The sequence below is a fragment of the Ruegeria denitrificans genome, from assembly GCF_001458295.1.
Lineage (GTDB): Bacteria > Pseudomonadota > Alphaproteobacteria > Rhodobacterales > Rhodobacteraceae > Ruegeria > Ruegeria denitrificans.
This window is the reverse complement of record NZ_CYUD01000006.1, coordinates 17,808-31,504: the sequence shown is the minus strand read 5'-3', so window position 1 is coordinate 31,504 and position 13,697 is coordinate 17,808. Positions and strand designations below refer to the sequence as shown.

15 protein-coding genes are annotated in these 13,697 nt (G+C 59.9%); 5 read left to right on the top strand and 10 right to left on the bottom strand.

Annotated elements, in window-relative coordinates:
- Nucleotides 1-60: 60 nt before the first annotated feature.
- The 3 genes from RUE5091_RS10235 to RUE5091_RS10225 are packed head-to-tail and all read right to left on the bottom strand — an operon-like array spanning nt 61 to nt 2,155.
- The gene (locus RUE5091_RS10235) at nt 61-588 is read right to left on the bottom strand and encodes a hypothetical protein (protein WP_058281828.1); all 528 of its coding nucleotides are present in this window, start codon (nt 586-588) and stop codon (nt 61-63) included.
- The gene (locus RUE5091_RS10230) at nt 585-1,433 is read right to left on the bottom strand and encodes a GNAT family N-acetyltransferase (RefSeq protein WP_058281827.1); all 849 of its coding nucleotides are present in this window, start codon (nt 1,431-1,433) and stop codon (nt 585-587) included. The genes RUE5091_RS10235 and RUE5091_RS10230 overlap by 4 nt, the downstream gene beginning before the upstream one ends.
- The gene (locus RUE5091_RS10225; RefSeq protein ID WP_058281826.1) at nt 1,430-2,155 is read right to left on the bottom strand and encodes a 16S rRNA (uracil(1498)-N(3))-methyltransferase; all 726 of its coding nucleotides are present in this window, start codon (nt 2,153-2,155) and stop codon (nt 1,430-1,432) included. Before RUE5091_RS10225 ends, RUE5091_RS10230 begins: the two co-directional genes overlap by 4 nt.
- A 12-nt stretch (nt 2,156-2,167) precedes the next feature.
- Between RUE5091_RS10225 and ubiA the strand changes: the two genes are divergently transcribed.
- The 4 genes from ubiA to RUE5091_RS10205 all read left to right on the top strand — a co-directional run bounded on the left by ubiA (nt 2,168) and on the right by RUE5091_RS10205 (nt 6,319).
- The gene (gene ubiA / locus RUE5091_RS10220; protein ID WP_058281825.1) at nt 2,168-3,130 is read left to right on the top strand and encodes a 4-hydroxybenzoate octaprenyltransferase; all 963 of its coding nucleotides are present in this window, start codon (nt 2,168-2,170) and stop codon (nt 3,128-3,130) included.
- Between the two features lie 64 nt (nt 3,131-3,194).
- Entirely contained in the window at nt 3,195-5,111 is a 1,917-nt protein-coding gene (locus tag RUE5091_RS10215; protein WP_058281824.1) for an OmpA family protein, read from the top strand.
- Between the two features lies 1 nt (nt 5,112).
- Nucleotides 5,113-5,433, top strand: coding sequence for a hypothetical protein (locus tag RUE5091_RS10210; RefSeq protein WP_058281823.1), 321 nt, complete (start codon nt 5,113-5,115; stop codon nt 5,431-5,433).
- A 67-nt stretch (nt 5,434-5,500) separates the two neighbouring features.
- The gene (locus RUE5091_RS10205) at nt 5,501-6,319 is read left to right on the top strand and encodes an isocitrate lyase/PEP mutase family protein (RefSeq protein ID WP_058281822.1); all 819 of its coding nucleotides are present in this window, start codon (nt 5,501-5,503) and stop codon (nt 6,317-6,319) included.
- 33 nt (nt 6,320-6,352) lie between these two features.
- Here the strand turns inward: RUE5091_RS10205 and RUE5091_RS10200 are convergent, their stop codons facing one another.
- From RUE5091_RS10200 to pgsA, 3 genes are read right to left on the bottom strand one after another with little or no spacing between them, the layout of a single operon-like run.
- Complete coding sequence (locus RUE5091_RS10200) at nt 6,353-6,796, bottom strand: molybdenum cofactor biosynthesis protein MoaE (RefSeq protein WP_058281821.1); 444 nt, start codon at nt 6,794-6,796, stop codon at nt 6,353-6,355.
- A 1-nt stretch (nt 6,797) separates the two neighbouring features.
- A complete protein-coding gene (gene moaD / locus RUE5091_RS10195) occupies nt 6,798-7,043 on the bottom strand; it encodes a molybdopterin converting factor subunit 1 (protein ID WP_058281820.1) in 246 nt (81 codons plus the stop codon).
- Nucleotides 7,044-7,046: 3 nt separating this feature from the next.
- The gene (gene pgsA, locus RUE5091_RS10190; RefSeq protein ID WP_058281819.1) at nt 7,047-7,715 is read right to left on the bottom strand and encodes a CDP-diacylglycerol--glycerol-3-phosphate 3-phosphatidyltransferase; all 669 of its coding nucleotides are present in this window, start codon (nt 7,713-7,715) and stop codon (nt 7,047-7,049) included.
- Nucleotides 7,716-7,896: 181 nt separating this feature from the next.
- Here pgsA and RUE5091_RS10185 point away from each other — a divergent pair, with 181 nt between their 5' ends.
- The gene (locus tag RUE5091_RS10185) at nt 7,897-8,781 is read left to right on the top strand and encodes a DMT family transporter (RefSeq protein WP_058281818.1); all 885 of its coding nucleotides are present in this window, start codon (nt 7,897-7,899) and stop codon (nt 8,779-8,781) included.
- Here the strand turns inward: RUE5091_RS10185 and uvrC are convergent.
- The 4 genes from uvrC to RUE5091_RS10160 all read right to left on the bottom strand — a co-directional run bounded on the left by uvrC (nt 8,778) and on the right by RUE5091_RS10160 (nt 13,672).
- Complete coding sequence (uvrC, locus tag RUE5091_RS10180) at nt 8,778-10,652, bottom strand: excinuclease ABC subunit UvrC (protein ID WP_058281817.1); 1,875 nt, start codon at nt 10,650-10,652, stop codon at nt 8,778-8,780. The two genes, RUE5091_RS10185 and uvrC, sit on opposite strands and share 4 nt — an antisense overlap.
- Before the next feature lie 290 nt (nt 10,653-10,942).
- Nucleotides 10,943-11,722 carry an SDR family oxidoreductase gene (locus RUE5091_RS10175; protein ID WP_058281816.1) on the bottom strand — a complete coding sequence of 260 codons (780 nt, stop codon included), beginning with the start codon at nt 11,720-11,722 and terminating at the stop codon, nt 10,943-10,945.
- A gap of 21 nt (nt 11,723-11,743) precedes the next feature.
- On the bottom strand, nt 11,744-12,706 hold the full coding sequence (locus RUE5091_RS10170; protein WP_058281815.1) for a calcium/sodium antiporter: 963 nt from the start codon (nt 12,704-12,706) through the stop codon (nt 11,744-11,746).
- A 168-nt stretch (nt 12,707-12,874) separates the two neighbouring features.
- Nucleotides 12,875-13,672 carry a S49 family peptidase gene (locus RUE5091_RS10160; protein ID WP_058281813.1) on the bottom strand — a complete coding sequence of 266 codons (798 nt, stop codon included), beginning with the start codon at nt 13,670-13,672 and terminating at the stop codon, nt 12,875-12,877.
- Nucleotides 13,673-13,697: the final 25 nt, after the last annotated feature.

The window sequence follows — 13,697 nt, the reverse complement described above, 5'->3', positions numbered from 1 at the left end:
CGTTCTCCGATCCTGATGTGTCTGTCGTTGGGTCTTTCGTGGTCGGAAACCGCGCCAGTGTCAATGCAGCCTGAGATGCGCCGGGCGCGAGGGTGTGCGCTCCCAGATGATCACCTGATGTGCCGTGCCGCTGTTCAGTTCCGCCAGCATTTGTTCGGTTTTCAACCCCGGCAGCGCCGAGAAGACATCGAACAGTGCTTCAGCCCCTTCGGCATTCACAGGAATGTGAAGCACCGGCTGACCCGGTTGTTCCAGCACCCAATGCGCGGGGGACGAGGTCGGGTCCAGCGCCAAACGCTCGATCTCGCGGGCGGCGACCATACCTCCATCCAGCGGACCCAGATAGGTGATCTGGCCTTCGTCGATGGTCACAATACCGGGACCACCTGCACCGGTACGGAAGCGAGCGCGCTGAATGCCAATGACTGCAAGCGCGACTGAAAACAGAACCAGCACCCAGCCCAGCCAGCCCAGCAAACCGCCGGGGCCGCCGATCCAACTGAGGCCCACAAGCAGGACAGCCCCGGCCACCAACACTTCGCGCCAGCGCCACAGGGTCAGTTTGGCTTCGGGTCGGATGAAACTCATGCCGTGTCCTCGGGGTTTGTGAACAGGATCAGTGAATACTGCCCCGCCGGTTGAAATCCGATTCCGATATAGGCACGCGCGGCGGAATCGGAAGCCGCGAACAGAACTGAACGGGTCACTCCGGCGTTGCGCGCCTCAAGCAGATGCAGTGCAACCGCCAAGCGGGCATAGCCACGACCGCGCAGATTGGGCGGCGTATAGACGCCTCCGATTTGTACAATCTCGGGCAGACGCGCGTTGAATCCGGTCATGGCCACCGGCCGTCCGTCGATCAGCAGAACTCGGTGTGAATCGCGGGCTGTATACGCCAGACAATCCTCGCCCGCCTGTTTTCGCGCCCGGTCGGGAGTGAAATCCATCGCCTCAATCAGATAGCTTTCGCGCCACCCTTCGGTGATCGCTCTGTCAACTTCGCCTAAGGGCACAAGTTCGGCGCCCTTGGTATCCGGCAGTACAAGCTGTTCCAGATCCAGCGAGAAACCCGGCTCGTCACTGTTCAGCGTCGCGGGGCGGCCTTCCCAACCGGCCAGCCGCATGATCCGGCGGGCCTGCACCGCCTCGGCGGCCAGACCGAACAGCTTGCGGCCGCGGATCAGAGCAATCGCGTCAGCAAGCTCTTGATCGGAACAGTCGGGGCATTGCGGCAGGACCATGCCTTCGTTGGTGATGCCAAACACGGCCCGTGGTTCATTCCCCAGAACCCAGAAATTCACGGCACGCGGGCGAGGCCCGCACAAACCATAATCCCTCAGATTGGCCAGCGGAAACATCGAGGTCTGAATATGCCGGGACAGAAATGAGTCGATCTTTGACACATCAGCGGTTTGCGCCAATTGCCATGTCACGACCAATCCCCCAGTGCCTGCTGCCACATGGTCAGCGCCGCGACAGCCGCCGTGTCAGCGCGCAGGATACGAGGGCCCAGACTTACCACATGGGCAAAGGGCAGGCCAACAAGATGCGCGCGCTCACGGTCCGAAAAACCACCCTCGGGGCCGATGAGTATGGCCCAAGGTTGCCCCTTGTCGTTTGCTGCCAGACGCAGGGCAGAGCCCACCTCGGCCTCGTTGCAAAACATCAGCTGGCGACCATCCGGCCATGCGTCCAGAATACGGCTCAACCGCTGCAGATCGGCGACCTTGGGCACGAAGGTACCGCCGCATTGCTCGGCAGCCTCAACCGCGTGGGCTTGCAGGCGGTCCTGCCGGATGCGTTCGGAATTTGTGAACTCGGTCTGCACAGGCAGGATGCGCGCCGCGCCCATTTCCGCCGCCTTTTCAACGATAAAATCGGTGCGCGCCTTTTTGATCGGCGCAAACAGGAACCACAGATCGGGTGGCAATTGCAGCGGCTTGGTTTGTTCGATACAGCGCAGAACGCCTCCGCGCTTGCCTGCCTCGGCGACTTCGGCCAGCCACTCTCCGTCCTGGCCATTGAACAGGGCCACATGGCCGCCCACGGCCAGACGCATGACACTGAACAGGTAATGCGCCTGCTCGCGCGTCAAATCTACCGATTGCCCCTGACCCAGAGGGTGCTCTACATACAGTCTGATCTTTGCACTCATGAGGCCTTACATATGCAAGGCAACGCCCCAACACCAGACGGTCAGGTCGCCGATGCCGTATCCGGCAACTGGGTCGACACCCATGCGCCTGCTTTTACCCGCCCCTATCTGCGCCTCAGCCGCGCGGACCGGCCCATTGGCACGTGGCTGCTGCTGATTCCGTGCTGGTGGGGGCTTGCGCTGGCGATCCTCAGCGACGGCAATCCCCGGTGGGAGGATCTGTGGATCGCCATCGGCTGTGCTCTTGGCGCATTCCTGATGCGCGGCGCAGGTTGCACCTGGAACGACATCACCGACCGCGAGTTTGACGGGCAGGTGGAACGCACACGGTCACGCCCGATTCCATCCGGTCAGGTCAGCGTGCGGCAGGCGGTGATCTGGATGGGCCTGCAATGCCTGCTGGCGCTGGGGATTCTGCTGACCTTCAACCAAGCCGCCATCGCCATGGGCGTGCTGTCGCTGCTGCCGGTGACGATCTACCCCTTTGCCAAACGGTTCACATGGTGGCCGCAGGTGTTCCTGGGACTGGCCTTCAACTGGGGTATCCTGCTGACCTGGGCCGCGCATACAGGCACAGTCGGCCTGCCCGCGATCATACTATACGCGGCAGGTATCGCTTGGACGCTGTTCTACGACACAATCTATGCCCATCAGGATACCGAGGATGATGAGCTGATCGGCATCAAATCCACCGCCCGGCTGTTTGGCACCGATACAGGTCGCTGGCTGAAATACTTCCTCGTGGCCACAGTGTTCCTGATGGGACTGGCCATTATCGACGGAGCGCTGGCACAAGCCTCGGTCATGGCTATGGTCGTGGCCTTGGCCGGGCCGTGGGCGATGGGCTGGCACATGGCTTGGCAATTGCGCGGGCTGGATCTTGAGGACAACGCGAAGTTACTGCAACTGTTCCGCGCCAATCGGGACACCGGCCTTATTCCGCTGATCTTCCTCTGCGTCGCGCTGTTGCTCTGATTGCACCTTGGCGCAGGGCTAGGTAAGAGTTCGCACATTCGCCTGAGGAGTCGATAAACCGCACATGCGTTTGCCCTATTTCTTTGCCGTTGCCTTTATCTTTCTCGTGTCGGCTGGCCTATGCCTGTGGGCCGCCAGCTTTGCGGTGACCAAGGTCGAAGAATCCTCCGAATTTGCCGTGCGCCGGGCGCTGGACCTGAAAGGGCACGACTGGGCCGAGGTGCATTCGGACGGTTTGCGCGTCGTGCTAACGGGTACTGCCACGGACGAAGCCACCCGCTTTAATGCTTTGACCGCAGCAGGCACCGAGGTCGACACCTCGCGCGTGATCGACGAGATGAATGTGGCCCCGACCTCGCAATTGGCCGCACCCCGGTTTTCCGCGGAGATTTTGCGCAACGACAGCGGGATTTCTGTAATCGGCCTGATCCCGGCCAGCCAGGATCGCGATGCACTGGTGGATCGGTTGCGCGATCTGGGCAATGGCAACCAGGTTTCGGACCTGATGGAAACCGCCGACTATCCAAAACCCAAAGGTTGGGACGACGCAATCTCCTACGCCCTCGAGTCGCTGACCCGCCTGCCCCGTGCCAAGATATCGGCCAGCCCGGGTCTGGTCAAAATCACCGCGATTGCCGACAGCCAGCAGGAAAAGGAACGGTTGGAACAAAACCTTACCCGCGCCGCACCGCCCAGCCTGCGGATTGGGTTGTCGATCTCGGCCCCGCGCCCGGTGATCACGCCTTTTACCCTGCGGTTTTTAATCGACGAAACTGGTAGCCAATTCGATGCCTGTTCGGCGCAAGACGAAAAAGCCCGCGATGCCATTATCGCCGCGGCGAAAGAGGCCGGGATGGGTGCCGCCTACAACTGCACCATCGGGCTGGGCGTTCCCTCCCCACGCTGGCCTGACGCCGCGACACTGAGCATTCGGGCACTGGCCGAATTAGGTGGCGGATCGGTAACCATGTCGGACGCAGATATCACACTTGCTGCGGCACGGGGCATTGATGCCGGAACTTTTGATCGCGTGGTGGGCGAGCTTGAGAATGCCCTGCCCCCGGTCTTTGCCCTGCACGCGATCCTGCCTCCCCCGGAAACCGACGCCGAATCCGGCCCCCCCGAGTTCACCGCCACGCGCAGCCCCGAAGGGTTGGTGCAGATGCGCGGGCGTCTGGGCGACGATACCCAGCGCGACATGGTCGACAGCTATGCCCGGGCCGCCTTTGGGTCCGAACAGGTCCACACCGCCACCCGTATTGCGCCTGAAAGACTGCCGACGGGCTGGCCCGTACGTATTCTGACCGGGCTTGAGGCGCTGGCACAGCTGCATAACGGCGCTCTGACGGTTACGCCGGATGACCTCGTGCTGAACGGAGTCAGCCATGACCCCGACACAAAAGCGCAGATCGCCGGTCTGCTGTCCGATAAACTGGGCGATGCGCAGGAATTCACCCTATCGATCACCTATCAGGAACCGCCCGAACCCGTCGACAAACTGCCCGACCCCGAAGAATGCGAGGCTCGTATCGCCGAAGTTCAGGCCGACACCAAGATCGCGTTTGAACCGGGCTCGGCCACTGTCGCCAGCGATTCACGCGATACGGTGAACCGGATCGCCGACATCCTACGGGAATGCGGCCCGATCCGGCTTGAGATTCAGGGCCATACCGACAGTCAGGGCCGGGAAGAGATGAACCAGCAGCTCAGCCAGTCTCGAGCGCAGTCTATTTTGAACGAGTTGCGCGCGCGCCGGGTGCCCACCGCCAGCTTTTCCGCTGTGGGCTACGGGGAAACGCAACCCATCGCCGACAACGATACCGAAGAAGGCCGCGAAGAGAATCGACGCATCGAGTTCCGCCTGATCCGGCCCGAACCGGTTGAGAACTCGGAAACCGGACTGGACGCCATCGAGGCCGAAGCGATCGAGGCCGAACAGACGGACAATACCGCCGCAGACGCGGATGCAGGGGACCAGTAAGTTGAACCGAATCGAATTCATCATCGCCACCGCCATCATCCTGTTCTCGGCCTTCTGCATGGGCTGGTTCGCCAACTGGCTGGCCCATCGCCTGTCACGCGTGCGCCAAAGCGACGTGGCCGATCTGGACCGCATGAGTCAGGAGCTGCACGAGGCCGAGGAAACCCGCGATCAGGCAATCACCTACCTGCAACAGCGCGAGGCCGAGCTAACCAATCAGCTGACTCAGGCCGAGGCCGAACTGGCCGCCGCCATGGACGGCCTGCGCGCCGCCCGGCAAGAAGCCGAAGAACTGCGTGGGCGGATCAACAACGCGGATTGAGGAACCGAATATTTCGCTCTTATTCCGGTTTCATTGCTGTAGGGTCGTCCAAACATGAGGGCGAACCATGTCAAACCAAACAGTCAAATTTGAACAATTCAGAGACCTGCACTTTAGGTCTGAAGCTTTTGTTGTGCCCAACCCCTGGGATGCAGGTTCGGCCCGGTTGCTGTCCAATTTGGGCTTCGAGGCATTAGCCACAACCAGCGCCGGTTATGCGTTCACAAAGGGCAAACGTGACTCTTTCGACGACCTGAGCAGGGATGAGCTGCTGGAAAATGCCGCTGATATCGTCAAAGCGGTTCCCCTTCCCGTTTCCGCCGACCTTGAGGCAGGCTTTGGGGATGAGCCCGAAACCTGCGCCGAAACCATTCGCATGGCGGCGGAAATCGGTCTGGTGGGCGGGTCAATAGAAGACGCGACAGGCAACCCCGATGCCCCGATCTATGACCTTAGCCAAGCAGTTGACCGCATTCGGGCGGCAGCGGATACCGCTGCAGATTTGCCATTCCTGTTGACCGCACGGGCAGAAAACTACCTTTGGGGCCGCGCGGATCTGGGCGATACGATCAAACGGTTGCAAATGTTTTCCGAAGCGGGCGCTGCTGTGTTGTACGCGCCTGGTCTGCCGGACCTGGACGCGATCAGAACCGTGTGCCGCGAAGTCGACAAACCGGTGAATGTGGTGATGGGACTCAGCGGTCCTGTCTATTCCGTATCCGAGCTTTCCGACGCAGGCGTTCGACGGATCAGCGTCGGCGGGTCATTTGCACGCGCCGCGTTTGGCGCATTGAAGCGGGCGGCTGACGAAGTGAAATCGAAAGGCACGTTCAGCTATTCGACCGATGCGATCCCCGGCGAGGAGCTTGGCAAGCTTTTGAATTGACGCAAGGGTTCGTATTGTGTGCGAAGGGCAGTGTCACCAGCGGGTCAGCGCGTCTTCATCCTCGTCCTTCGCGGCCACCCATTCGGCACCGCCCGAGGTGATCTCCTTCTTCCAGAACGGTGCGCGGGACTTCAGATAATCCATCAGGTATTCCGCCGCTTCAAACGCATCCTTGCGATGGGGCGCAGCCGTGGCGACCATCATAATCCGGTCCCCCGGGGCCAGCCGACCGTGGCGATGGATCACCAGCACGTCGCCCAAAGACCAGCGTTGCCGCGCTTCTTCGGCGATCTTGGTCAGGGCGCGCTCGGTCATGCCGGGATAGTGTTCGATCTCCATCACATCCAGATCGCCCGAGGCGAGATCGCGCACGACGCCAGTGAAGGTCACAATCGCTCCGTTGGCATCGTCGCCAGCGGCAAAGGCGTTGGCCTCAGCCCCCAGATCGAACTCTTCTTCCTGAACCGCGATACGCATCTTAGCCGCCAGTCATGGGCGGGAAAAAAGCCACCTCGCGCACGCCGGCCAGCGAGGCGTCAAAGTCCGACAGTTCCTGATCCAGCGCAACCCGCAGCGCGGAGAGGTCGGCAAAGGCCGCAGCATAGCGGTCCTCGCGCGCGCTAAGCTCGGCAACCAGATCGGAAACCGTCGCGGCCTCGGTCTCGACCCGCTCTTTCGGCAGACCGATACGTTCGCGCACCCAGGCGAAATACAGCACGTCCATCGCTTAGCTCTCCTTCAGATGGGGCATGGCTTTACGTAGGTAGTCATAGCCGGTGATCAATGTCAGCGTCGCGGCAATCCACAACAGCCATAGCCCAACGCGGCCCGACCAGAACATCCCTTCCAGATGCCAGCGCAGGTTGTTCACATCCTCGATCTGCCCGGTCAGAGCCTGATCAATCAATTCCGGGCTCATACCGAAAGAGCCCATCACGAAGTTATGCTCAAAGATACCTTGGGAAAACAGAACGGCAATCGCCACCATCTGCGCCGTGGTCTTCCATTTCGCCAGCTTCGTCACCTTAAGCGTTCCGGCCGTGTCACCCAGATATTCGCGCAGGCCCGAGACGAACACCTCGCGAAACAGGATCACAGTGGCAGGTAGCACCAACCATGGCGTCCAGTGTTCGGCGGAATATCCAACCAAAATCATCAACGCGATCACCACCATCGCCTTGTCGGCTATGGGGTCCAGCATCGCGCCGATCTTGGTTTCCTGTTTCCACGCGCGCGCCAGATAGCCGTCAAACCAGTCGGTGATCGCCGCAGATAAAAACAGGATCAGTGCGAACCAATCCGCATAAGGGCGAGTAAAATACAAAAACATCACGGCCAGACCGGGGGCTGCAATAAGGCGTAGCACGGTCAGGATATTAGGCAGGTTCCACTTCATGATCCGGACATTACATCGCCGGTTGCAGACATAAAAGGCAGCACCGCAAAAAACGGACCCGATCACAGGCAGTTGTGGCACAGTTGGTCAAAGGGTCGCAAGCTGGAACTCTCAGCCAGATACCCCCTTGGCGCGCGAACCCTTTACGGTCAGTTTGGCGCAGTTTCTACGTGGCAGAGCAATGACAACACATATTCAAACCGATCCCCGATCAAATCTGATCGGCAGCGCCTGGATGATCTCGGCCATGGCGCTGTTCGCGTTAGAGGACGCGCTGCTTAAGGGGGCCTCGGCCACGTTACCCATATGGCAGATTCTGTTGTTGTTCGGCGCGGGCGGAACTGTGGTCTTTGCGATTGTCGCGATAGTGCGCGGAACACGGTTGTTTCACCCCGATGTGCTGTCGCGCCCAATGAAAGTGCGGGTCCTGTTCGAAATCCTCGGGCGGTTGTTCTATGTGCTGGCGATCACTCTGACCCCTTTGTCGGCGGCCACGGTGATCCTGCAGGCAACGCCGCTTGTCGTGGTCGCCGGTGCGGCTTTGTTCTTTGGCGAAACTGTCGGCTGGCGACGGTGGAGCGCCATCCTGATTGGCCTGATTGGCGTGGTGGTGATCATCCAACCAACCGGGGACAGTTTCTCGGCCCTATCCATTTTGGCCGTGCTGGGGATGCTGGGTTTTGCCGGGCGCGATCTGGCCAGCCGGGCCGCACCGGCCACACTGGGAACCGAGGTGTTGGGGTTTTACGGCTTTCTCTGCATCATCGTCGCCGGGCTGGCCTATCGGTTCTGGGAAGGCGCGCCACTCGCACCTTTGGACCTGCACACCAGCCTGCATGTCAGCGGCGCTGTTTTAATGGGAACCGCCGCCTACGCATCTCTGATGAAAGCGATGCGGACGGGCGAGGTTTCGGCCGTCACGCCGTTCCGCTATTCCCGCCTGCTGTTCGGTGTCGGCCTGGGCGTGATGATGTTTGGCGAAAGGCTGAATCAGACCATGTGGATCGGCAGCGGGCTGATCGTGGCCTCGGGGCTCTACATCCTGTGGCGCGGGCGGCAGGTTTAGCCCTTGTCGTGGAAGAAGTCATAAACCTTCTGCGCCAACCCGGCTGAGATACCGTCCACCGCCTTGAGATCGGCCAAGTTGGCCCGGCTGACCGCCTTGGCACTGCCGAAATGGGACAGCAAGGCGCGTTTGCGTGCGGCACCCACACCGGGGATTTCATCCAACGGAGTTGCCCCTACGGCTTTGGCACGTTTGGCCCGATGAGTGCCAATGGCGAACCTGTGCGCCTCGTCCCTGAGACGCTGAATGAAATACAACACCGGGTCGTTGCGTTTCAGGGCAAAGGGACGTTGGCCGATGCGATGGAATTCTTCCTTGCCATGATCCCGGTCGACACCTTTGGCTACACCCACCATCGGGATATCCTCGACGCCGTGGGTTTGCATAATCTCATGCACGGCGCTGACCTGTCCGGCACCGCCGTCGATCAACAGCAGATCGGGCCATAGCCCCTTGTCACGATCCGGGTCCTCCTTCTGCAGGCGGGTAAAGCGGCGGGTCAGGACTTCTTTCATCATGCCGAAATCGTCTCCTGGGGTCAGATCATCGCCGCGAATGTTGAACTTGCGATAGGCATTTTTCATAAAGCCTTCGGGGCCAGCCACAATCATGCCGCCCACAGCATTGGTGCCCTGTATGTGGCTGTTGTCATAAACCTCGATCCGGCCCGGTGGGGTGTCGAGATCAAACGCCTCGGCCACGCCACGCAACAGCTTGGCCTGCGTGGCGCTTTCCGACATGCGTCGCGCCAGAGATTCACGCGCATTGCGCAGAGCACCGGCGACCAGTTCCTGCTTTTCGCCCCGTTGAGGCACCAGGATTTCCACCTTGCGCCCGGCCTTCTCGGTCAGCGCCTCTTGCATAAGATCGGCGTTTTCGATGGCATCTGACAGGATCAACTGCCGGGGCGGTTCCTTGTTGTCGTAGAACTGGCCAAGGAATGCCTCCATCGCCTCGGCCGGGGACACGTCCAGCCCCACACGGGGATAGAAATCCTTGTTCCCCCAGTTCTGGTTCGCCCGGATGAAAAACACCTGAACGCAGGCCTGCCCGCTATCCATATACAAGCCGATCACATCCGCTTCGGCCACGCCACGCGGGTTGATGCCCTGAGAGGTCTGCACCTGCGTCAGCGCCCGAATACGGTCGCGCAGGCTGGCTGCACGCTCGAACTCCATCGCCTCGGACGCGGCCATCATCTGTTCGGCCAGTTCTTCTTGCACCTTGGTGGACCGGCCCGACAGAAAACGTTCGGCATCCTTGACGCTTTCGCGATAGTCGTCTTCCGAGATCAACCCGACACAAGGCCCCGAACAGCGCTTGATCTGATACAGCAGGCAGGGCCGCGTGCGGCTATCGAACATGGAATCCGAACAGTTGCGCAGCAGGAAGGCCTTTTGCAGCTGGTTCAAAGTGCGGTTCACCGCCCCGGCATTGGCAAAGGGGCCGAAGTAAGCACCCTTTTCCTTCTTCGCACCGCGATGTTTCTTGATCTGGGGAAAGGCGTGGTCCTTGGCGACCAGAATATTCGGGAAGCTTTTGTCATCCCGGAGCAGCACGTTGTACTTGGGCTTGAGCTGCTTGATCAGGTTCTGTTCCAGTAGCAGCGCTTCGGTCTCGGTCCGCGTGGTCAGAAACATCATCGAAGCCGTCGACGCGATCATCCGCTCGATCCGTCCGGAGTGACCGGGCCGGGCATAGTTCGACACCCGCGCCTTCAGGTTCCGCGCCTTGCCAACGTACAAAACGCGGCTGTCGCCATCCAACATCCGATACACACCGGGCGAGCTGTCCAGCGTTTTTACGTAGCGCTGAATACAGGCATAGCCGGTGGGTTGGGCGTTCGATGTCGGGTCGTCTTGGATGGTCATGGGCCTGAGATATGATTCTCTGACCATGGCTGCAATCTTGAAGCCCCCAGATCAAGAGAAAACAAATCCACGGTTTCTGTGGATAACTATGAAGATAAGTTTCCGGGCACCGTGAAATTCCCTTGTTTTATTAAGAAATCCTTGATCTGCACAAAAAATAGGCAGTAATTTAACATGTTGTTTTTGAAAGAAAGAATTTCGTACACATGGCAAGTGTATGAAAAAAAAGACATTTTTATAGCGGGCAGGTAACACAAATGCGAGCGGTGCAAAACTTGCGGCAGAATTACCTATTCTACCCCCAGAACATCCGGTGTCTGCCAGCCAAGATGCTGCCCGCCATCCACGCATAAAAGCTGTCCAGTGACCGCATGCGCGTCCAGAAAATAGCCCAGCGCAGCGGTGATATCCGACGGATTCGCGCCCCGTTCGAGTAGCGTGTTGGCGCGCTGAGCTTTGAAGTGATCCTCGCTTTGGCGATGGCCCTGCATGGTAGGGCCCGGCCCGATGGCGTTGACGCGGATCGCGGGTGTCAGCGCCTGTGCAGCGGTGCGAGTCAGCGCCCACAGCCCCATCTTGGCGATGGTGTAGGACATGAACTCAGGCGTCAGCTTGCGCACCCTCATATCGACCATGTTAATGATCAAACCGGTGGCTACGGGCTCTCCGGCATCGTCCGTATCGGGTGCAAGTCCCTGTTCGGCCATCGCCTGCGTCAGCACGAAAGGCGCGCGCAGGTTGCTGTCCATGTGACGGTCCCAGCTTTGCCGGGTGGTCGTGTGGATGTTGTCGTATTCAAAGATCGAGGCGTTGTTGACCAGACAGGTGATCGGTCCGCCCAGCACCTCGGCTGCGCGCGGCAACAAAGCGCTGACTTGCGCCTCGTCCAGTAGATCGGCCTGCAATGCAACCGCCTTGCGCCCAAGCGCCTCCACCTCGGCCACGGTGTCCAGCGCGGGCTGTTCAGAGGTGGCATAGTGCACCGCTACATCATAACCACGGTGCGCCAGATGCAGCGCCATGGCCCGCCCAAGTCGAATTCCGGCACCGGTCACTAGGGCTCGGGTCATGAATGGTCCCTCTTTGTCAAATCACACCAACAAAGCGATGACGTAGACCGCGTATAGAAGAGTCAACACAATGCCCCAGGTTCGCGTGATGTCCCGTTTGAAAAACACGAACGGGATCAGCAACAGCGATGCGCCCAGCATGACCCACAGATCAAATTCAAGGAACTCCGGGTCGACAGGTATGGGGCCAACAAATGTGGCAATCCCGACAATGGCCAGCAGGTTGAACATGTTCGACCCGATCACATTGCCCAGCGCCACATCCGCCTGCCGCCGCATCGCGGCCATCATCGTGGTCGCCAGTTCCGGCAGAGACGTCCCCACTGCAACCAGCGTCAGTCCGATCACCGTTTCGCTGACACCATAAGTGCGGGCAATGACAGTCGCATTATCGACCAAAAGATGCGCGCCCATTGGCAAGCCGATCAGGCCAAGCACTAGATAGATCGAGATCTTCCAGTAGGCCATGTTGGGATCGGCCTCTTCCAGACCGTCCAACTCATCATCGTCGGCGCAGGCTTCGCCGCACGCCTTACGGTGCGCGTAGGCCTCGCGAAACGCGTTCCATAAAACCAGCGCCAGCGCGCCCAGTAGAATAGCCCCGCTGAACATGTTGAACACGCCACAGAAGGCCAGCCCGATAAACAAGACTGACGCCAGCAGCATGAAGACATAGTTCTTTCGGCTGTCGCATTCGCTGGTGTGCAACGTGGCCAGCAAAGCAGGCAGACCGAGAACCAGCAGGATATTCGCCGTATTCGAACCGACCACGTTGCCCAGCGCGATCCCCGGCGCGTTTTCCTTGATCGCGCTGATTGCGATCAACAGCTCGGGCGCGGATGTGCCGAAGGCCACAATCGTCAGGCTTACGATCAGCGCGGGTACGCCCATGCGCAGGCTCAGGTTCACTGCGCCACGTACAAGTGCGTCACCTGCCAAAAGCAGGATCAGCAAGCCAAGGCCGGATAACAGCCATGCCGTCATGTACGGCCTCCTTTTTCGCAGACGCAGGGGCCCTTACCGATCCTGAACCGTCCGCAACGCGGGCATCTTGATGATTGCAACCGCTTTTGCCCCGGAAAGCGCAGCTTTCCGAACATCGCCAGCACGCCCATGGCGATCAGAAACAGGGTGACAATCTTGATAATCACGTCACAAACCGAAACGCGCGTAGGCGGCACGCTCCTCAAGCCCGGCAATTGCATCCTGTGCCAGCGACGCCCCGAAGCGCGACCATAGAGGTTTGCGTATGCCATAGCGGCGGAACTTGACCTTTTCGCCAAAGCGTTCCTGCATCTTGGGCTTCAAATGAGCGATGCCGTCTATCAGACCCAGTTCCTGCGCGCGCCGTGCCAGCCAGATTTCCCCAGTGAACAGGTCCTGACTTTCATCCAGCTTGCCACCGCGCCGGGTTTTAACATGAGTGATGAAATTTTCGTGAATGTCGGCCAGCAGCACTTCCAGCCGGGCGACATCGTCTTTCTTTTCGGGCGAAAACGGGTCGAGCATGGACTTCGATTTTCCGGCGGTGTGCACGCGGCGCTCGATACCCTGTTTACGCAACAGGACATGCGCCCCGAACCCCGAGGAGATCACTCCGATCGAACCCAGAACCGAACTGTCATCGGCATAGATTTCGTCCGCAGCTGCCGCCAACCAATAGCCGCCCGAAGCCGCAACATCTTCGACAAATGCAATGACGGGGACGCTCAGTTCATCAGACAAGCGCCGGATACGTGCCCCAATCAGTGAACTTTGCACCGGCGATCCGCCGGGCGAGTTGACCTCAAGCGCGACGGCAGCGGGTTTACCTTTGCGAAAGGCTTTTTCAAGAACGGGGGCCAGCGCGGTGTCGGACATCGACCCACGGCCGGCCATTCCGATGGCACCGGACAGGCGCACAACGGCCACACAAGGTTGTTTTTTGAGAAACGGCAGGCTGAGCTTCATGGGTGCCGATGTAGAGTGCACCCAA

Excerpts from the sequence above, each read along its gene's own strand:
- RUE5091_RS10160 (WP_058281813.1), bottom strand. The coding sequence starts at position 13,672 with ATGAAGCTCAGCCTGCCGTTTCTCAAAAAACAACCTTGTGTGGCCGTT.
- RUE5091_RS10215 (WP_058281824.1), top strand. The coding sequence starts at position 3,195 with ATGCGTTTGCCCTATTTCTTTGCCGTTGCCTTTATCTTTCTCGTGTCG.
- ubiA (WP_058281825.1), top strand. The coding sequence starts at position 2,168 with ATGCAAGGCAACGCCCCAACACCAGACGGTCAGGTCGCCGATGCCGTA.
- RUE5091_RS10175 (WP_058281816.1), bottom strand. The coding sequence starts at position 11,722 with ATGACCCGAGCCCTAGTGACCGGTGCCGGAATTCGACTTGGGCGGGCC.
- RUE5091_RS10185 (WP_058281818.1), top strand. The coding sequence starts at position 7,897 with ATGACAACACATATTCAAACCGATCCCCGATCAAATCTGATCGGCAGC.
- RUE5091_RS10200 (WP_058281821.1), bottom strand. The coding sequence starts at position 6,796 with ATGCGTATCGCGGTTCAGGAAGAAGAGTTCGATCTGGGGGCTGAGGCC.
- moaD (WP_058281820.1), bottom strand. The coding sequence starts at position 7,043 with ATGGACGTGCTGTATTTCGCCTGGGTGCGCGAACGTATCGGTCTGCCG.
- RUE5091_RS10235 (WP_058281828.1), bottom strand. The coding sequence starts at position 588 with ATGAGTTTCATCCGACCCGAAGCCAAACTGACCCTGTGGCGCTGGCGC.
- pgsA (WP_058281819.1), bottom strand. The coding sequence starts at position 7,715 with ATGAAGTGGAACCTGCCTAATATCCTGACCGTGCTACGCCTTATTGCA.
- uvrC (WP_058281817.1), bottom strand. The coding sequence starts at position 10,652 with ATGACCATCCAAGACGACCCGACATCGAACGCCCAACCCACCGGCTAT.
- RUE5091_RS10205 (WP_058281822.1), top strand. The coding sequence starts at position 5,501 with ATGTCAAACCAAACAGTCAAATTTGAACAATTCAGAGACCTGCACTTT.
- RUE5091_RS10225 (WP_058281826.1), bottom strand. The coding sequence starts at position 2,155 with ATGAGTGCAAAGATCAGACTGTATGTAGAGCACCCTCTGGGTCAGGGG.
- RUE5091_RS10170 (WP_058281815.1), bottom strand. The coding sequence starts at position 12,706 with ATGACGGCATGGCTGTTATCCGGCCTTGGCTTGCTGATCCTGCTTTTG.